Here is a 16972-nt window from a genome sequence, read left to right as displayed (position 1 = left end):
AACCGTTAGGGATGGCGTTCCCATCCCACGTTGCGCACTGGTCCTGAATGTCTCGCTATCGCATCACCATTGAATATGACGGCACGCCTTTCATCGGCTGGCAGCGCCAAGCCGAAGGCGTGTCGATTCAAGGAGCACTAGAAACTGCAATCCGCAGATTCTCGGGCGAAGCGCCGGGCGTGCGCGGCGCCGGACGAACCGATGCGGGCGTTCACGCGCTTGGACAAGTTGCACACTTCGATCTTGAAAAGACGTGGGAGCCGGGCCGCATCCGCGATGCGATGAACTTTCACTTGCGGCCGAACCCGATCGCGGTGCTTTCCGCAGCTCGGGTTGATGATACCTTCGACGCGCGCTTCAGCGCCGTGAAGCGGCACTACGAATATCGAATCCTGACGCGGCGCTCGCCGCCGATCCTGCAACGCAATCGTGTCTGGTGGACCATGCGCGATCTCGATGCGGGCGCCATGCACGAGGCGGCGCAGGTGCTCCTCGGAAAGCACGATTTCACGACGTTTCGCGCTGCTCAATGCCAGGCGCAGTCGCCGGTCAAGACGCTTGATGTCTTCGATGTCTCACGGCAGGGCGAAGAAATCGTCTGCCGCGTCTCCGCGCGATCGTTCCTGCACCATCAGGTGCGGTCGATGGTCGGCAGCCTGAAGCTCGTGGGCGAAGGAAAGTGGACCCGACAAGATCTGGCAGACTCACTCGAAGCGGCCGACCGTGAAGCTTGCGGGCCTGTGGCGCCCGCTGCCGGCCTTTATCTCGTACGGGTCGATTACGAATAGCTGACTGGCGGAAACGCCGTCAGCCAATTCTCTGATCCTCGGTGACGAGCGCCAGGAATTCTTGCCGCGTAATCGGGTTGTCGCGAAACACGCCGAGCATCCGGCTTGTCACCATGTCGGTGCCCGGCTTGTGCGCGCCGCGCGTCGTCATGCAATGGTGTTCCGCCTTGAGAACGACAGCAACGCCCTGCGGGTCGAGGACCTCCTGGATTGTGTTCGCAATCTGCGCCGTCATCTTCTCTTGAATTTGAAGGCGCTTGGCGAAGGCATCGACAGAACGCGCCAGCTTCGAGATGCCGACGACGCGCCCGCGCGGAATGTAGGCGACCCAGGCGCGCCCGATGATCGGCGCCATGTGGTGCTCGCAGTGGCTTTCGAAACGGATGCCGCGAAGCACGATCATCTCGTCGTAGCCTTCGATCTCCTCGAACGTCTTTTGCAGGATCGCTTTTGGATCCTCGTTATAGCCTGCGAAGTATTCTTCATAAGCGCGCACGACGCGGGCCGGCGTTTCGAGAAGGCCGTCGCGCGTGGGATCGTCACCGGTCCAGCGGAGGATCGTTCTAACCGCAGCCTCGACCTCGGCGCGTGTCGGCTTCTTATCTGAGTTCATCTGATCACTGATTTCAGGATTTTGGTTCGCAGGCTTGATGAGCTGATTTTGGCTCACTTTTCGTTCGGACGAAAGATCCGGGAAGATGGATATTGGGTTGCGATAGCCCCGGACAAGGGGTGAATCCGTGAATTCCAGCGTATCCGAGCTATCCTGTAGATTCTCCAGTAGACACCTCCACGTCGTCGTGTGCCGTCGGGGAAAGCTTGCGAACGATGACGTAGAAGACCGGCGTGAAGATCAGGCCGAAAAGCGTCACGCCGAGCATGCCGGAGAAAACCGCCGTACCGAGCGATTGCCGCATTTCAGCGCCTGCACCTGTCGCGAAGACGAGTGGAACGACGCCAAGAATGAACGCGAGAGACGTCATCAGAATGGGCCTGAGCCGCGTGCGCGCGGCTTCGACCGCGGCCTCGTTGCGCGACAGTCCTTGATCTTCGCCCTGCTTGGCGAACTCGACAATCAGAATGGCGTTCTTCGCCGCGAGGCCGACGAGCACGATCAAACCGATCTCGACCAGGATGTTGCGGTCGAGGCCGCGGATATTGACGCCGACCATCGCCGCGAAAATACACATCGGCACGATCAGGATGACCGACAGCGGCAGCATCCAGCTTTCATAAAGCGCCGACAGTAAGAGGAATACGAAGACGACCGACAGGCCGAATGCGAAAATCGCCGTGTTGCCTGCGAGCTTTTCCTGCAGTGCGATTTCCGTCCACTCGAAGCCAAATCCGGATGGCAGCACCTTCTCCGCGATCGCTTCCATCGTCTTGATGGCTTCGCCCGTCGCATACCCGCGCTGCAACTGGACCTGAACTTCGGCGGCGGGGTAGAGATTGTAGCGCGGGACGCGGTAGGCGCCTGTTGTATCCTTGAAGGTTGCAACGGAGCCGATGGGAACCATCTCGCCGGTATTGCTTCGGGTCTTGAGATTGGCGACATCGCGCAGCGAAAGGCGGAACGGATTATCGGCCTGCGCCGTCACCCGATACGTTCGACCGAGAATATTGAAGTCGTTGACGAACGCCGAGCCCATGTAGATCGACAGTGTTTCGAAAACACGGCTGATCGGAACGCCGAACTGCTCGGCTTTGGTTCGATCGATGTCCGCATAGATCTCCGGCGTACGCACGTTGAAGAGCGTGAACGCTTGCACGAAACCGGGCTGTTGTCCCGTGGCGCCCGCCATTGCCCAGGCGGCGTTCTCGAGCGCCGGAAGTCCGCGCCCGCCCTTGTCCTGAACATAACCCTTGAGGCCTCCTCCTGTGCCGATGCCCGGCACCGACGGCGGCTCGATGACGAGCACGAACGCTTCTTTCAGCTGCGCCATTTGCTGACGCAGGTCGGCAAGGATTTTGTCTTTCGTCAGGCCCGAGTGCACGCGATCTTCGAACGGAGCGAGGTTGACGAAGATGACGCCTGTATTCGGCGCGTTCGTGAACGTCGCTCCGTCGAAACCGACGAACGCGACGGAGTGGATGATGCCCGGGCGCGACAGCAGGATATCGCCCGCTTTGCGAACGACTGCGTCCGTGCGGCTCAGCGTCGATCCCGGGGGAAGCTGCAAGGCAACGATCAAATATGCACGGTCGAGCGGCGGAATGAGGCCCGTAGGCGTCGACACCAGCCGGCCGTAGGTCATGTACAGCAGGCCGCCGTAGGCGAGGAGCAGAATGAAGCTGATCCGGATCAGCTTACCCGTCAGCCAGGCATAGCCGTGCGAAAGTGCGCCGAACGCCCAGTTGAATCCGCGGAAGAACAATCTGAGTGGCGCACCGAGAATTCGGATAAAGATGTTTTGCTTCTCGTCCGCCGAACGATGCGGCTTCAAGAGCAGGGCGGCCATCGCAGGCGACAGCGTCAGCGAAACGATGAGCGACAGTGCCGTCGACGCCGCGATCGTGATGGCGAACTGTTTGAAGAACGTGCCCTGCAGGCCGGTGATGAAGGCCGTCGGCAGAAACACGCCGATGAGCACGAGCGAGATTGCAATCAGCGCCGTTCCGACTTCGTCCATCGTCTTGTGGGCTGCCGCCTTCGGGTTCATCCCGTGTTCAATATAGCGCTCGACGTTTTCCACGACCACGATTGCGTCATCGACGACGATGCCGATGGCAAGCACAAGCCCGAACAGCGAGAGCGTGTTGAACGTGATGCCGAGAAGACCCATGATGAAGAATGTGCCGATCAGCGATACTGGGATCGCCAGGATCGGGATGATCGCCGCACGCCACGTCTGCAGAAACAGAATGACGACCAGAACGACAAGTAGAATCGCTTCGGCGAGCGTCCTGACGACGGCGTCGATCGAGAACTGAATGAATTCGGTCGGATTATAGACGACAGTGTAGTCGAGCCCGGGCGGGAAACTCTTCTTCAGCATCTCCATCTGCTGTTTGACGGCGGCCGCGGTGGCAAGAGCATTGGAGCCGGGCTTCTGAAACAGAACGAGCGCCGTCGCATTGCGATTATCGAGGTAGGCGTTGACGGTGTAGTCCTGGGCACCGAGTTCGACACGTGCGATGTCGCGAACGCGGATGACCTGCCCGTCAGGCTCCGCCCGCACGACGATGTCTTCGAACTGGCTCGGGGATTTGAGACGCCCGAGAGTCTGCACGTTGAGCGTGAACGCTCCGTCCGATGTCGCTGGCGGCTGATTGATCGAACCGGCAGCGACCTGCAAATTCGCCGCCTGCAGCGCAGCGACGACATCGGCCGCAGTCAGTCCGCGCGTCGACACCTTGTCGGGGTCGAGCCAAATTCGCATCGAATAATCGCGCGCGCCGAAGACGTTGACGTCACCGACGCCGTCGATACGCGTCAGCACGTCTTTCACATAAAGCGTCGCATAGTTCGAAATATACTGCTGATCGCGCGAGCCGTCCGGCGACACCATGTGCACGACCATCATCAGGTCGGGCGAGGCCTTGCGCACGGAAATGCCGAGCCGGCGCACGTCTTCCGGCAGGCGCGGCTCCGCGACGGAGACGCGGTTCTGCACCAGCACCTGCGCCTGATCGACGTTGGTGCCGGGCTTGAAGATGACGCTGATCGTCACTTGCCCGTCGCCCGTCGACTGCGAGTTGATGTAGAGCATGTCGTCGACGCCGTTGACTTCCTGCTCGATCGGCGTCGCGACCGTCTCTGCGATCACCTGCGCGGAAGCGCCGGGATAGGTCGCGTGGATGCTGACTGTCGGCGGTGCGATTTCGGGATATTCGGCGATCGGCAGAAAGTTCACCGAAATCAATCCGAGGATCGTGATGATCAGCGACACGACGGACGCAAAAATCGGCCGGTCTATGAAGAAATGGGTGAGGCGCATCGGACTTTCGGCTTTTTGGGCGCGGGATTATTTCTGAGCGGTTTTTTCAGGAGCCTTGATCGTGCCGGTCGTGGGCGCGACCTTCGTTCCAGGGCGGATAGCGGGGTTCGCAACGCCCTCGATGACCACGCGGTCATTGGCTTTGAGCCCCGATTTGATCACGCGCAGACCCTCGTAAATCTGGCCGAGTTTGACTGGGGTCGCGACGATCACGTCGTCGGCGTTGACCGTGTAGACGATCTTATGAGCCTGATCCGAGACGATTGCGTCGTCGGGAACGAGAAGCGCATCGATGTCGCCCGCATAAAGTGCAAGCCGCGCGAAAATGCCCGGCGTCAGAAGGCCATCCCTGTTTGGAACGATGGCGCGCCCCCGCAGCGTACCGGAATGTTCGTTGAACGCGTTGTCGATGAAATCCATCGTGCCTTCATGCGTCCAATCGCTTTCATCCGCGAGCTTTATGCGCACCGGATTCGGCGTATCGCGCGAGGACATGCGCTGGCCCGATTGGTTCAGCCGCTGATAGCGCAGATAGTCGGCTTCGGACGTATCGAACACGAAGTGGATCGGATCGATAGAGACGATCGTCGCCATCAGCGTCGCATTGACCTGCCCGCCGATCACGAGGTTGCCGACATCGATTTTCTTGTCCGAGATGCGGCCTGAGATCGGCGCGCGGACCTCGGCCCATTCAAGATTGAGTTCCGCCGCCTTGAGTTGCGCTGCCGCCGCCATTTCTTGCGCTTCGGCGACGCCCAAGGTTGACTTGCGTTGCTCATAGACTTGCTCGCTCAAGGCTTTCGATTCAACGAGCGGCGCTGCGCGCTGAAGATCGGCTTTCGCGAATTCAACCTGCGCATTTGCACGCGCAACCTCGGCCTTCGCAGCTTCGACCGCGATTTCGAACGGTCGCTTGTCGAGCGTGAAGAGCAGGTCGCCGACTTTCACGTCGGAGCCCTCTTTGAAGTTGACCTGATCGACGTAGCCGCTGACACGCGGCCGAAGCTCGACACGCTGAAATGCTTCGAAGCGGCCGGGATATTCGTCCCATGTCTTGATGTGCTCGGCGAGCGGCGGTGCGACCGTCACCGGAAACGCCGGAGGCGCACCTTGCGCATGCGCTGCCGTGATGCCGCTCCCTAGGAGGACGCCGGCCGCCAAGGCCGAAAAGAGCGCGATCGAATGCCGCCGGAGCGGAGATCGCGAAAGCTCGTTTGTCGTCATGAATACTGCGCCAAATTCCAGATGGGAAAGTCTGCCGGCATTGCCCCGTGGCGCCGGTCGAGTGGCCGGACCGTATCACAGCGGAGCGAGGGTGCTACCGATTTTCGCGCATTTTTTCTAATTCAATCCTTATCGGATGTCTGCGATGCTGCGCGCGCAACAAAGGCGATAGTCATTCGCGGCGGTTCGCTAAACCGCCGGTACACCGAGCACGATAGATCGGCGCACCAGCGTTTAGAGGCGTCGTATATTCAGAGCAATGTCCCACGCAGTATCAGCAAGGCCACGCTGAAATAGATCATCAGCCCTGTCACGTCGACGAGAGTCGCGACGAACGGTGCCGAAGCGCTTGCGGGGTCGAAGCCAAGCCGTTTGAGAACGAACGGCAGCATCGAGCCCGCGAGCGAGCCGAACGTAACGATGCCGATGAGTCCTAGACCGACCGTCAACGCGACCAGCTGCCAATGCTCGCCGTAGTTGAAGATCCCGAGATACTGCCACAGGCTGATGCGCGCGATGCCGATGACGCCGAGAATGGTGCCAAGCGTCAGGCCTGTCGGAACTTCTCTTATCGCGACACGCCACCAATCCCTGAGCCGCAACTGACCGAGTGCCAGCGCGCGGATCAGGAGAGATGTTGCCTGTGAACCTGAGTTGCCACCGGAGCTCATGATCAGAGGAATGAAAAGCGTAAGCACAACAGCCTTTGCCAACTCGTCGGAATAGTGCTGCATCGCGCTCGCGGTCAGCATTTCGCCGACGAAGAGAGCGCAGAGCCATCCGGCGCGCTTCTTGATCATCTCGATAAAGCTGATTTCCATGTAGGGTTCCGCCATGCCCTCGACGCCACCGAAGCGCTGAACGTCTTCGGTACTTTCTGCAAGGATCGCGTCGATGACGTCGTCGAACGTGACGATGCCGAGCACGCGGTGCCGCGCATTAAGGACCGGAACGGCCAGAAGGTCGTGGATGGAGATCAGCCGCGCGACTTCTTCGCGATCAACATCCGGATCGACCCAGATCGGATCACGATCGGAGGCGACCTCCAGGATATTGCTGGTCGGATCAGCGGAAATCAGCTGCCGTAGCGATACGACCTGGCGCAGCTCGCGCGAATTCGGATCGAGCACGTAGATCGCGTAGACCGTTTCTCGTGTGTGCTGCACTTCGCGGATGTGCTTCAGCGTTTCCGCGACCGTATAACTCGACGGCACGCTGACGAACTCGGTCGTCATGATGCTGCCCGCCGTCCCTTCAGGATAGGCGAGGAGCAGCTTCAGCGATTGCGCGGTCTCGAAATCGACGCGCGCGAGAAGGCTGGTACGATCCGGGCCGTCGAGCTGGCGCAGCATGTGCGCAGCGCGGTCCGCCGACATTCCCTTCAGAATGCGGCCCGCGAGATCCTCGGGAAGTTCGAGAATAAGATCGCCTGCACGCGCCAGCTCCGGCCGGTCGAAGATATCGACCGTGCGTTCCAGGGGAAATTGCGAGAGAATGGAGGCCGCGGTCTCGATATCCTGATCGTTGAGCTGCGCGACGATGTCAGCATCGTGCTCATCGAGCAGTTCAACCAGCAGGATCGGATCGACGTCGTCGCCCGATACGTAGTGGACTTCTTCCATGGCTCACCTCTCGATCCGCCGTCGAAACGGACCGTGGCGAGCCGACCCAACGGTCAGACCACGAGCCTCGACGGCCGGGGAGTTCGACTACTACTGTCGCTAGACAAGGGTTGGGTTCCTTCGGATTTGCGGTCCCGAGATCATCGGCTACCGCGCCGGTCACATGGGCCGATCGGCGTCAAGTGTCAAGGAGAGATCGAAATTGTTTCTGTGCGTTGGGTCGTATCCTCGGTCGATTGGAATCCGGGCGTGTCCGGGATGCCAAAAATGCTTTGATGCGGCCGCAGTCTTTCTTGCATAGACTCGTCCCCCGGCTCCTGCCGTCAACGGCTCGGGCGAGAGACAGACGGACTGACGCATGACTGTGCCGGGCTGGCGTGATTGGGCATTCGCGTTAAAGACTTTCGGGGCCGCCGTGCTGGCCCTTTATCTGGCATTATGGCTCGATTTGCCTCGACCTTACTGGGCCGTCGGCACCGTCTACATCACCAGTCAGGTTCTCGCGGGAGATACACGCTCGAAGGCTCTTTACCGGGCATTGGGCACCCTCGTCGGCGCCGCTATCAGCGTCGCGCTCGTTCCGAACCTCAATAACGCGCCGGTCGTTCTGTCGCTCGCGATCGCCGCCTGGGTCAGCTTCTGCCTCTACTTTTCACTTCTCGACCGCACGCCCCGGAGCTACGTCCTGATGCTCGCTGGCTATACCGCCGGCATTATCAGCTTTCCGGCGGTCGATGCGCCGGGCACCATATTCGACACTGCTGTCTCGCGGGTCGAGGAAATAACGCTCGGCATCTTCTGCGCCAGTCTCGTCTCCATTGTGGTTTTTCCGCAATCTGCCGAACATGTCATGTCTGCACGGCTCGATGCCTGGATCAGAAGCGCACGGGAATGGGTGATCCAGGTTGTCTGCCGTGGACATCCGGGTTCCGACTCCCAGTCCCAGCGGCTGGGGCTCGCGTCCGATGCGATTGCCTTCGACGCATTGACGACGACCTTGCGATACGAGTTGAGCGGATTTCGGCGCTCGGCCGAAGCACTGGCGACGCTCCGCCAGCACATGCTGATGTTCCTGCCGCTGGCTTCGGCAATGGCGGACCGCGTAACGGTCCTCGAGCGCGCCGGTCGCCTTTCCCCGTCACTGCACGCACTGTTGGCAGACATTGCAAGCTGGCTGCGATCAGACCGCATCGATCCCGACCGCGCCGAGCGTCTGCGCCGCGAGACGGAAAGACTCGAGCCGCCGCTCGACGAAAGAACGACCTGGCCCGATCTCATTCAGGCGAGCCTGCTCGCACGCCTCAGGGACTTCATCGACTTGCGCCAGGATGTGCGGCTGCTGCAGCAGCACCTGCGTTCGGGCACACGTCCTCCCGACTTCTTTGCATTCAGCTATACGGCCAAGGCGCGCACGATACGCCATCGCGATCATGGCATGGCGCTGCTGTCGGCCGTCGGCGCCTTCATCGCGGTGGTTGTGAACTGCGCGTTTTGGATCAGCACGGGATGGCCGGACGGCGCGTCGGCTCCGATGATGGCAGCGATTGCCTGCTCCTTCTTCGCCGCGTTCGACGATCCCGCACCTTACATCGTCAGCTTCGGATATGCGGCCGTGCTCGGCGCGATCGGCGCCGCGATCTATCTCTTTGGCGTCCTGCCTCTGGCGACCAACTTCGAGATGCTGATGCTCGCGCTGGCGCCGTGGCTGATCGTCTGCGGCGTCTTCATGACGCAACCCGACACCGCGCCGATCGCCAGGATCGCCGCCGTCAATGCCGCAACGATGATTGCAATTCAGAACGGCGCGGTCGGCGAGTTCGCACTGTTCGCAAACTCGACGATCGCCGTGCTCTTCGGAATTTGGTCATCCGTCGTCATCGTCCGGCTGGTGCGTTCCGTCGGCGCGGCCTGGAGCGCCCATCGCTTGGAACGGCTCAATCGGGAAAGTCTCGTCGATGCGGCACGTCACGGCGGCGCGAACCACGGGCTTGAACTCGCAGCCCTTATGCTCGATCGCGTCGGCCTCATGGCTCCCCGGCTCAAGTCATTGCCGCCGGACGACGCCGAATGGATCGCCGACTTCCTGTCGGAGGTGCGCGTCGGTATACACGTCGTCGAAATCCGGAGAGTACGCCGCGAGCTTCCGCCGCGCGCCGCGCGCGCGATCGAGCACGTGCTCGCCAACACCGCGCGTTATTTTCGCGAACCGCCCCACTCGCCGCGCATCGGGCCATTATTATTGGATAACATCGACAATGCCTTGCGGTGTCTGCTGCGCGAGCCGGAGAATGCTGCTCAACGGACGGTCATTCTCGGACTCGTAGGCTTGCGGCGGGCGGTGTTCCCGAAAGCTCAGGACTTTTGTCCGCCTTCGGTATCGTCACCGCAAACGGGAATCTTAGCATGAGGGGAGAGTTGGATATCTACGGCGTTTTCATACCGAGCCTGCTTGCCTGGGCGATCGTAGGATTCGTGGCCAGCATCTTCGTCAGGCGCTTATTGGCGAAGCTCGGCTTCTACAAGTATGTTTGGCACCGCCCGCTGTTCGACATCGCTCTCCTTGTGGTTCTGATCGGGACTGTCGTCATGATCGCAAACAAGGTTCTCGCATGATCCGGTTTCCTCCCATTCTGCTGCGCGTTGCCGTGACCCTCGCGATGGTTCTCTTGGCATCGGCCGTCGGCGTCGCGCTCTGGAACTATTACCTGGAAGCGCCGTGGACTCGTGACGGTCGCGTCCGCGCCGACGTCGTCGCCATCGCGCCGGACGTGTCCGGCCTCGTCACGGAAGTTCTGGTCAGGGACAATCAGGATGTGAAGCGCGGGGACGTCTTGTTTCGCGTCGACCCTGAGCGCTATCAGATCGCGGTTCGGCAAGCTGAGGCCAACGTCGAAGGCATGCAGGCTGTCGCTGAGCAGAAGGCCGCCGACTATCAACGCTATTCGCATCTGACTGAAGCGGCAGTATCTCAGCAGAAGGTTGAGGAAGCGCGAGCGGCGGATCGACAGGCTCAAGCCGACCTTCTGCGCGCCATCGCCGATCGCGATCTTGCAAAACTCAATCTTGAGCGTTCGAGCGTCAGGGCCCAGGTGAACGGCCGCGTCGCTAACGTCAATCTCCGACCCGGCGCCTATGTGACCGTTGGCAAGGGCGTCTTTGCCCTCATCGATAGCGATACGCTACGCGTTGAGGGCTATTTCGAGGAAACGAAGCTTGACCACATCCACGTCGGCGATACCGCGACAGTTCAGCTGATGGGCAATGGACGGCGCTTGCAGGGTCGCGTCGAAAGTATCGCAGGCGGCATCGAGGATCGGGAACGCTCCGACGGCTCGACGCTCCTGGCAAATGTCAATCCGACATTTTCCTGGGTACGCCTTGCGCAGCGTATTCCCGTTCGTATCAAACTGGACTCGCCGCCTGGCGATCTTCGGCTGGTCGTGGGGCGGACGGCGACGGTCGCGATCGAGAGCGGCACGGCGGCGACGGGTAGCAAGAACTGAATTCGCCGGAACGCAGAGGGCGGGCATGAAGAATATCGCGACTCCCACGCTCGGACTCGTTCTTCCCGGAGGCGGTGCTCGGGGCGCCTACCAGGTCGGCGCCATCAAAGCCCTTGCCGAACTGAAACCGTTCGATCGCAATCCGTTTCCGGTCATCACGGGCTCTTCCGTCGGCGCCATCAGCGCGGCCTTCCTGGCTGCGAACGCCGCGCGCTTCAACGAGGGTGTCGCGAAGCTCGTCGATCTCTGGCAGAACCTTCATTGCAGCGACATCTATCGTACCGATTTCGTGTCGGTTTCATTGAAGGGATTGCACTGGATCCTGTCGCTGACGCCACTGGCGTCCCTCGGCTTGCCCAATCCGCGTTCGCTTCTCGATAATTCGCCGCTGCGCCAGTTTCTCATCGATCACACCGAATTCGATCGTATCGCCGAAGCGGTAAGCGCGGGCGCCCTGAAAGCCTTATGCGTGACCGCCTCCTCTTACGACCGTGGCCGCGCCGTTACCTTCTTCGAGGGAGAGCCTCAGATCAAGGAATGGAGTCGCTCGCGCCGAGCCGGCGTGGCTACGCGGCTGACGGTCGATCATTTGCTGGCATCGTCGGCCCTGCCGTTTGTTTTTCCGGCGCAGCGTGTCGGGCCCGAACACTATGGTGATGGCTCGTTGCGGCAGACATCGCCGTTGAGCCCCGCTATTCATGCCGGGGCGAGCAAAATCATAGTCATCACCACGCGCGATAGAAACCTCGATCCGCCGACAGCCGAGCATGAGGTTCAGTATCCGACCCTAGGCGCCATCAGCGGCAGCATGCTCGACATCATCTTCATGGATAACGTCGACGCCGATATCGAACGCGCGCAGCGGATTGATCACACGCTATCGCTCGTTTCGGAACCGCAGCTCCGCGAGACATCGTTGCGCGAAATCGATGTCATTGCGCTCGATCCGTCGGAGGACGTCAGGGATATCGCGCAGCGGCATGCAGCGGAGATGCCGTGGACCGTCCGCATGTTGCTGCGCCGGCTCGGAATGTGGGGGCAGGACTGGCGCCTCCCGAGCTACCTGATGTTCGAGCCGGGCTACTGCCGCGCCCTGATCGAACTCGGCTACCGCGATACGCTGGCGCGATCCGAAGAGCTGATTGCGTTCATGGGTGGACGGCAGGCAGCGGTCGGATAAGCACCGCGTATTTCAGCCGTTATCGGATATTTGCTTTTTGCGTTCGCGGCGGTCGGGCGACAGTGCTGCCCCGAGACGCTTCAAAGCGTCGGATGTATCGAAGCGGTCGAGCTTGATCTCGATGAGTGCCGGACCTCTGTTGGACGAGCGCGCATAGGTCAGGGCATCGTTGAGTTCGTCTTCGGTCCTGACGCAGCGGCCCCAGCCTCCGCCGAACACCTCTGGAAGCTTGTGATAGGCCCACGGCTGGATGTCGTTATAGGGGCCTTCGTGGATGACGCGTTCCGTCGTGTAGCCGTCGTTGTTCAAGAGCAGGATGATGGCATTGCTTTGCCGCCGGCAAAGCGAAGAAAGCTCTTGTGCGGTCATCTGGAACGCACCGTCGCCGATGAACGTAACAGGCCGCCGGGCCGGATCAGCCAAGGCCGCGCCAAGCGTTGCAGGCAGAGCGTAGCCGATCGAAAGGTAGAATGCCTGCCCGATGAACCCGACGTCGTGATGCATCACGAGGTCGGCAGCGAGGAAAATCGAGTCGCCCGTCTCCGCGATGACGGTTGTGTCCTCGCCGACGAAGGCATTGATCCGTTTGGCAAGGTGACTGACGGTCAGCGCGCGCCCGGGTTCGACGGAATACCTCGTATCGAGAAGCTTGGAGACGCTCGTGAAAGGCGGATGCGGAAGACCATCTGCAGGCATGCGGTCGGCAAGGCCGGTCACGACGTCGCCGATCCAAACCTGCTCATAGACGTGCTGGCTGATTTTCAATCGTCCGGAGTTTGCGAGGATCATGTGACGGCCTGCGAGTCGGCCTGTCTGGACGCCGAAGTTGATATCGCTGATCCATGCGCCGAGGCACAGCACGACGTCGCTGTTTTCGACGATGTCACGAATCTCCTTGCGCGACGTCTCACCCTCGTAAACGCCGATGGCTTGCGGATGATGTTCCGAGATGACCGTCTTGCCGAGAAGCGTCGTTGCAACGGGCAGCGTGCTGGCTTCGACCAGCCGACAGAAATCCTGCATCAAGCCATAGCGGTGCAATTCCGCCCCGCCGAGGATGACCGGACGCTTGGCCGTCGAAAGTAATCCCATGGCTTCATCCAGGGCTTCCCCGAGCGCATCGGGATCGGACGGCGGCCGTCTTGGCGGCGCAAACGGACCGGGCGCTTGACAGGGGCGGTCGACCATGTCGACCGGAATCTCAATCATGATCGGCCGCTTCTCGGCGATGCACCGCGCAAGCGCGCGGTCGATACGCTGCGGCGCCTCAGCAGCATCGTTGAGCAAGACGGACGCGACGGTGATGTGCGAAAAAGACTGCTGCATCGTCGTGAAGTCGCCGACGCCGTGATGTAACAGCATAGACGAGCGCCGCTGCATCGTTCGCGGACTGCCGACGAGAACGACGAGAGGCACCTGTTCGGCATAAGCACCCGCGACGGCATTCATGGCGCTGAACCCGCCGACGCCCCACGTTACGCAAATACAACCGATTCCGTTGATCCGTGCATAGGCATCCGCGGCGTAGCCGGCGTTGAGCTCATTGCAGGTCCCGACGAACTCGATTCCGGATGCGATAAGACGATCCATGAACGTCAGGACGTAGTCACCAGGCACGCCGAACGCATGCTTAAGTCCGGCTTGCTTCAGACGTTCGGTAAGGTATGTGGCGACCGTCGGCTTCGACATTCCCGGAGGATGAATGGCAAAGCCGGCGGCGTCAAACGCTGAAGAAACAAATTCGATCCAAATTACAACGTCGGCACCGAGGTTGCCGCCTTGCCGGGGCCGCTAACTCAGCGCTGCGCGAGGGCGACGTCTTGCAGGACGTGCGCTTCGAGCATCACCTCATCCAGCCGATACTTCAGGATGTCACCGACGCTGACAATGCCGACGAGGCGCCCGCCGTCCATCACCGGAAGATGCCGGAGTCGCCGGTCGGTCATCAGCCGAGCTGCATCGGCGATACTGTCGTTGGGCGTACAGGTGAGCACCCCGGTGACCATAAGGTCCGAGACGTGCAGGCTGCCGATGCCGCTGCCGTGAACGGCAACGCCGTCGGAAATGGCGCGCTCGGTGATCAGCCCGTCGAGCGTGATGCCGTCATTGCTGACGATCAATGCCCCGACGCTTTTGAGGCGAAGCCTCATCGCGGCGTTTTGGATGGTTTCGGTGGGCCGGACCGTCATGATGTCGGACCCTTTAGCCTTCAAGATGCTTGAGACGTTCATAGACAACCCCTTTTTGGAAGTGCTTGTTGCCCAATGGAGCGGCAGGCCTCCGCTCATCGACGTTCGATCGGGCCTGGGTGTTCTCCTAGCTTTTCTTGAGATACCGCCAGCCTACGCCACGCGCGGTAAGGCACCGAAATTAGACGCGAAATGTGCCAAGACTGAGCCATCTCAAAGGCGTCTCGGTTTGAGTGAACGGCCGAGGGCGATACTCGTATGATATAGGCGTCCGCGCATCGTCGGCCAGATGCCAAGACCGAAAGAATGAGCGATTTTTTTAGTTGATGCTATGGGGGCGGTTGAACGCTCCGGGCGGTGCCACGCCGCTTCGCTCTCCCGGTTGCCAGCCGATGACCATCCATGTCCGGGGCGGACAAGCGGCGGCCCTGCTATGATGCCCGATAGCTGGCGACAAATCACATCGGTTTGGCCGCCGAATTCGAGAGGCTCGACGCAAGAGGTTCAAGAATCATCGTCTGAGCGGGATCGAGCGTGCCATCTGCCGTTTCCGACAGTTGCGGAAGCGGCGATGCATTGAGAGCTTCTGCGAGCCAGCACGCGAAAGTCCGTCTTCGCACGCGCTGCCAATGCGAGCACCTCGGACTGCCCCTGAGTTCCGAGGTGTTCGTAATTCTCGCGGTTTAGCTTGCCAGTCGAGGATGTCATGACCCTGGACAGCCTTCGGAAGCTCGAGCTTTCGCTCATGAGAAGATCATTCGAAATTGCCTGCGAGCGGGCCGGGCTGTCGACGGCCCGCGACAGCGATGAAATAACGGCTGACCACGCATACTTGGCGTCAGCCGTTCAGGCGCTCGTTGAACAGGGATTCACTGACGCGACGGAAATAGCCCAGCTTGCAATGAATGCTCTCGTAAGTCACAGAGACGTTGGTTAACGCAATCATCTTCCGCAATCACCGATTCCATAAATTTGTTCGCATATAGAAAATAACAACTCAACGAATGCGCGCAATACATATTGCGTCAATTGAGTTTGCACATAGAAGTTTACGGCTCAATTCAAAAATTAATAGAGAAAATTCTAATCAATTGCGGGCGTTGAGCTGTCGTTTCGAACAGCTTCGGCGGGTTGCTTTTTTTGGCAGGATAAGCCGTGGACTCGGAAAATCATAACGGGACGTCCGTCAGGGGTCGGAGGTTCATCTTTCAGGTCCTCAACATGCCTTTCCTGAGAGAGGAAGCTGAATATGACGCAAGAATGCAAAAGCACGCTCTGGGACTGTACCCCGCCCGAGCACCGTTCACCGCCACCGGAGCATTGTCCTCCGCCGCCTCCGCCCGAGCACTGTTCCAGCCCCCCACCGTCCGAACATTGCCCTCCGCCCACCGACTGCGATTGCCCACCGGAGCCGAGTAATTCGATGACACAGACAAATAACTACTACTCGTACGACAGCCACAACGTTACGACGACGACAACGAATAATTATTCATCGACCGACAGCCACGATACGACGATCACGACCGTATCCAACAGTTACGTCGATAGCCACGACACCAATGTGTCGCTGACCGAAGGCGATATTCTAAGCGGCACCAGCGTCGGCGATGTGTTGAGCAACACGAACATTCTCAGTCCGACAGTGAACGTGGGCGACGTCAACCTCGGAATAAGTGACGTCGTGCACGATGTCCTCAATCCCGGCGTTCTGAACAACCTGAATATCGGCGACATTTTAAGCCCGAACCTGACCGCCGGTCTGTTGAATGGGGGCACGACGACGATCGGCGATGTGCTTTCGCCGCATATCGGTGATGTGCTGTCCGGCCTCAACGGATCGAATGTTGCCAACGATATTCTGGGTCATGTTGCGAATGGCAACCTCTCGGATCTCACAGCGAACCTTCCGGTTGTGGCCGACGTTCTGAACAATGTCGGCAACGGCAATTTGGATCACGTCACCACGGATCTCGGAACCTCGATCGGCGACATCCTAAGCCATATCGGCGGCGGCGATCTTTCCGGTCTCACAGCCAACCTCCCGACGAATATCGCGGCGCCGGTTACCGGTATCGTCGGCGATATCGCCGACGGCGCGGCCGAAGGCAATGTAGCTCCTGTTGTCGGAGATGTGCTGAGCCACGTTGCAGATTCGGGCTTGGCAAACGGTTCGATTGGCGATGTCGTCGCCCATATCGCATCTCTCGGAAGCGGAGACCTCGCGGCACCGCTGAATATTTCCGATATTGGCCACAGCATTGCGGCCGATATTGTTGGTAACGTCTCTTCGATCGCGGCAGGCCACGTCGGCGATCTCGTGCACAACCTTGGACCAATAGACCTCTCCGATGTAGGTGCCGTTCTCAACACGCAGCCGACCCATGACGTCGCTGCCACCAACCTCGATCTCGACCATCTGACAAGCACTCTAAATCTCTTCGACCTCGGGCACCTGGATCTGGGGCACGACATTCATCAGGCATGAAGAATAACGAACGGCCGGGCAGCAATGTCCGGCCGTC

The 16972-nt window shown here is 60.1% G+C and carries 12 protein-coding genes; 6 read left to right on the top strand and 6 right to left on the bottom strand.

Features of this window, described 5'->3' with window-relative positions:
• Positions 1 to 47: 47 nt before the first annotated feature.
• The gene (truA, locus tag HYPDE_RS14035) at positions 48 to 788 is read left to right on the top strand and encodes a tRNA pseudouridine(38-40) synthase TruA (protein ID WP_015599158.1); all 741 of its coding nucleotides are present in this window, start codon (positions 48 to 50) and stop codon (positions 786 to 788) included.
• Positions 789 to 807: 19 nt separating this feature from the next.
• Here truA and folE read toward each other — a convergent pair whose 3' ends face one another.
• From folE to mgtE, 4 genes are all read right to left on the bottom strand, one after another.
• On the bottom strand, positions 808 to 1401 hold the full coding sequence (gene folE, locus HYPDE_RS14030) for a GTP cyclohydrolase I FolE (RefSeq protein ID WP_051112088.1): 594 nt from the start codon (positions 1399 to 1401) through the stop codon (positions 808 to 810).
• A 148-nt stretch (positions 1402 to 1549) separates the two neighbouring features.
• Positions 1550 to 4729, bottom strand: a complete 3180-nt coding sequence (locus HYPDE_RS14025) for an efflux RND transporter permease subunit (RefSeq protein ID WP_015599156.1) — start codon at positions 4727 to 4729, stop codon at positions 1550 to 1552.
• A gap of 27 nt (positions 4730 to 4756) precedes the next feature.
• Positions 4757 to 5953: an efflux RND transporter periplasmic adaptor subunit gene (locus HYPDE_RS14020; RefSeq protein WP_015599155.1), complete on the bottom strand. Its 1197-nt coding sequence runs from the start codon at positions 5951 to 5953 to the stop codon at positions 4757 to 4759.
• Positions 5954 to 6204: 251 nt separating this feature from the next.
• Positions 6205 to 7575, bottom strand: a complete 1371-nt coding sequence (gene mgtE / locus HYPDE_RS14015) for a magnesium transporter (protein ID WP_015599153.1) — start codon at positions 7573 to 7575, stop codon at positions 6205 to 6207.
• A gap of 358 nt (positions 7576 to 7933) precedes the next feature.
• Here mgtE and HYPDE_RS14010 point away from each other — a divergent pair, with 358 nt between their 5' ends.
• Genes HYPDE_RS14010 through HYPDE_RS13995 form a run of 4 tightly spaced genes read left to right on the top strand, consistent with a single transcriptional unit; the run spans position 7934 to position 12258 of the window.
• The gene (locus HYPDE_RS14010; RefSeq protein WP_015599150.1) at positions 7934 to 9982 is read left to right on the top strand and encodes an FUSC family protein; all 2049 of its coding nucleotides are present in this window, start codon (positions 7934 to 7936) and stop codon (positions 9980 to 9982) included.
• Entirely contained in the window at positions 9979 to 10188 is a 210-nt protein-coding gene (locus tag HYPDE_RS14005) for a DUF1656 domain-containing protein (RefSeq protein WP_015599149.1), read from the top strand. Before HYPDE_RS14010 ends, HYPDE_RS14005 begins: the two co-directional genes overlap by 4 nt.
• Entirely contained in the window at positions 10185 to 11078 is an 894-nt protein-coding gene (locus tag HYPDE_RS14000) for an efflux RND transporter periplasmic adaptor subunit (RefSeq protein WP_015599148.1), read from the top strand. Before HYPDE_RS14005 ends, HYPDE_RS14000 begins: the two co-directional genes overlap by 4 nt.
• Positions 11079 to 11103: 25 nt before the next feature.
• Positions 11104 to 12258 (top strand): patatin-like phospholipase family protein, encoded by a 1155-nt coding sequence (locus tag HYPDE_RS13995; RefSeq protein ID WP_015599147.1) that lies wholly within the window; start codon positions 11104 to 11106, stop codon positions 12256 to 12258.
• 12 nt (positions 12259 to 12270) lie between these two features.
• Here HYPDE_RS13995 and HYPDE_RS13990 read toward each other — a convergent pair whose 3' ends face one another.
• Positions 12271 to 13947: an alpha-keto acid decarboxylase family protein gene (locus tag HYPDE_RS13990; protein ID WP_015599146.1), complete on the bottom strand. Its 1677-nt coding sequence runs from the start codon at positions 13945 to 13947 to the stop codon at positions 12271 to 12273.
• A 107-nt stretch (positions 13948 to 14054) separates the two neighbouring features.
• Complete coding sequence (locus HYPDE_RS13985) at positions 14055 to 14489, bottom strand: CBS domain-containing protein (protein ID WP_041320509.1); 435 nt, start codon at positions 14487 to 14489, stop codon at positions 14055 to 14057.
• A gap of 1381 nt (positions 14490 to 15870) precedes the next feature.
• Between HYPDE_RS13985 and HYPDE_RS13975 the strand changes: the two genes are divergently transcribed.
• Positions 15871 to 16935: a hypothetical protein gene (locus HYPDE_RS13975; protein ID WP_015599141.1), complete on the top strand. Its 1065-nt coding sequence runs from the start codon at positions 15871 to 15873 to the stop codon at positions 16933 to 16935.
• Positions 16936 to 16972 lie beyond the last annotated feature (37 nt).

This window comes from Hyphomicrobium denitrificans 1NES1, from assembly GCF_000230975.2.
Classification (GTDB): Bacteria; Pseudomonadota; Alphaproteobacteria; order Rhizobiales; family Hyphomicrobiaceae; genus Hyphomicrobium_B; species Hyphomicrobium_B denitrificans_A.
This window is presented reverse-complemented; position numbering and strand designations above follow the sequence as displayed.

Coding starts and splice junctions, on each gene's coding strand:
- HYPDE_RS14000 (WP_015599148.1), top strand. CDS start 10,185: ATGATCCGGTTTCCTCCCATTCTGCTGCGCGTTGCCGTGACCCTCGCG.
- folE (WP_051112088.1), bottom strand. CDS start 1,401: ATGAACTCAGATAAGAAGCCGACACGCGCCGAGGTCGAGGCTGCGGTT.
- HYPDE_RS13975 (WP_015599141.1), top strand. CDS start 15,871: ATGACACAGACAAATAACTACTACTCGTACGACAGCCACAACGTTACG.
- HYPDE_RS13995 (WP_015599147.1), top strand. CDS start 11,104: ATGAAGAATATCGCGACTCCCACGCTCGGACTCGTTCTTCCCGGAGGC.
- HYPDE_RS13990 (WP_015599146.1), bottom strand. CDS start 13,947: ATGTCGAAGCCGACGGTCGCCACATACCTTACCGAACGTCTGAAGCAA.
- HYPDE_RS14020 (WP_015599155.1), bottom strand. CDS start 5,953: ATGACGACAAACGAGCTTTCGCGATCTCCGCTCCGGCGGCATTCGATC.
- mgtE (WP_015599153.1), bottom strand. CDS start 7,575: ATGGAAGAAGTCCACTACGTATCGGGCGACGACGTCGATCCGATCCTG.
- truA (WP_015599158.1), top strand. CDS start 48: ATGTCTCGCTATCGCATCACCATTGAATATGACGGCACGCCTTTCATC.
- HYPDE_RS14025 (WP_015599156.1), bottom strand. CDS start 4,729: ATGCGCCTCACCCATTTCTTCATAGACCGGCCGATTTTTGCGTCCGTC.
- HYPDE_RS14005 (WP_015599149.1), top strand. CDS start 9,979: ATGAGGGGAGAGTTGGATATCTACGGCGTTTTCATACCGAGCCTGCTT.
- HYPDE_RS14010 (WP_015599150.1), top strand. CDS start 7,934: ATGACTGTGCCGGGCTGGCGTGATTGGGCATTCGCGTTAAAGACTTTC.
- HYPDE_RS13985 (WP_041320509.1), bottom strand. CDS start 14,489: ATGAACGTCTCAAGCATCTTGAAGGCTAAAGGGTCCGACATCATGACG.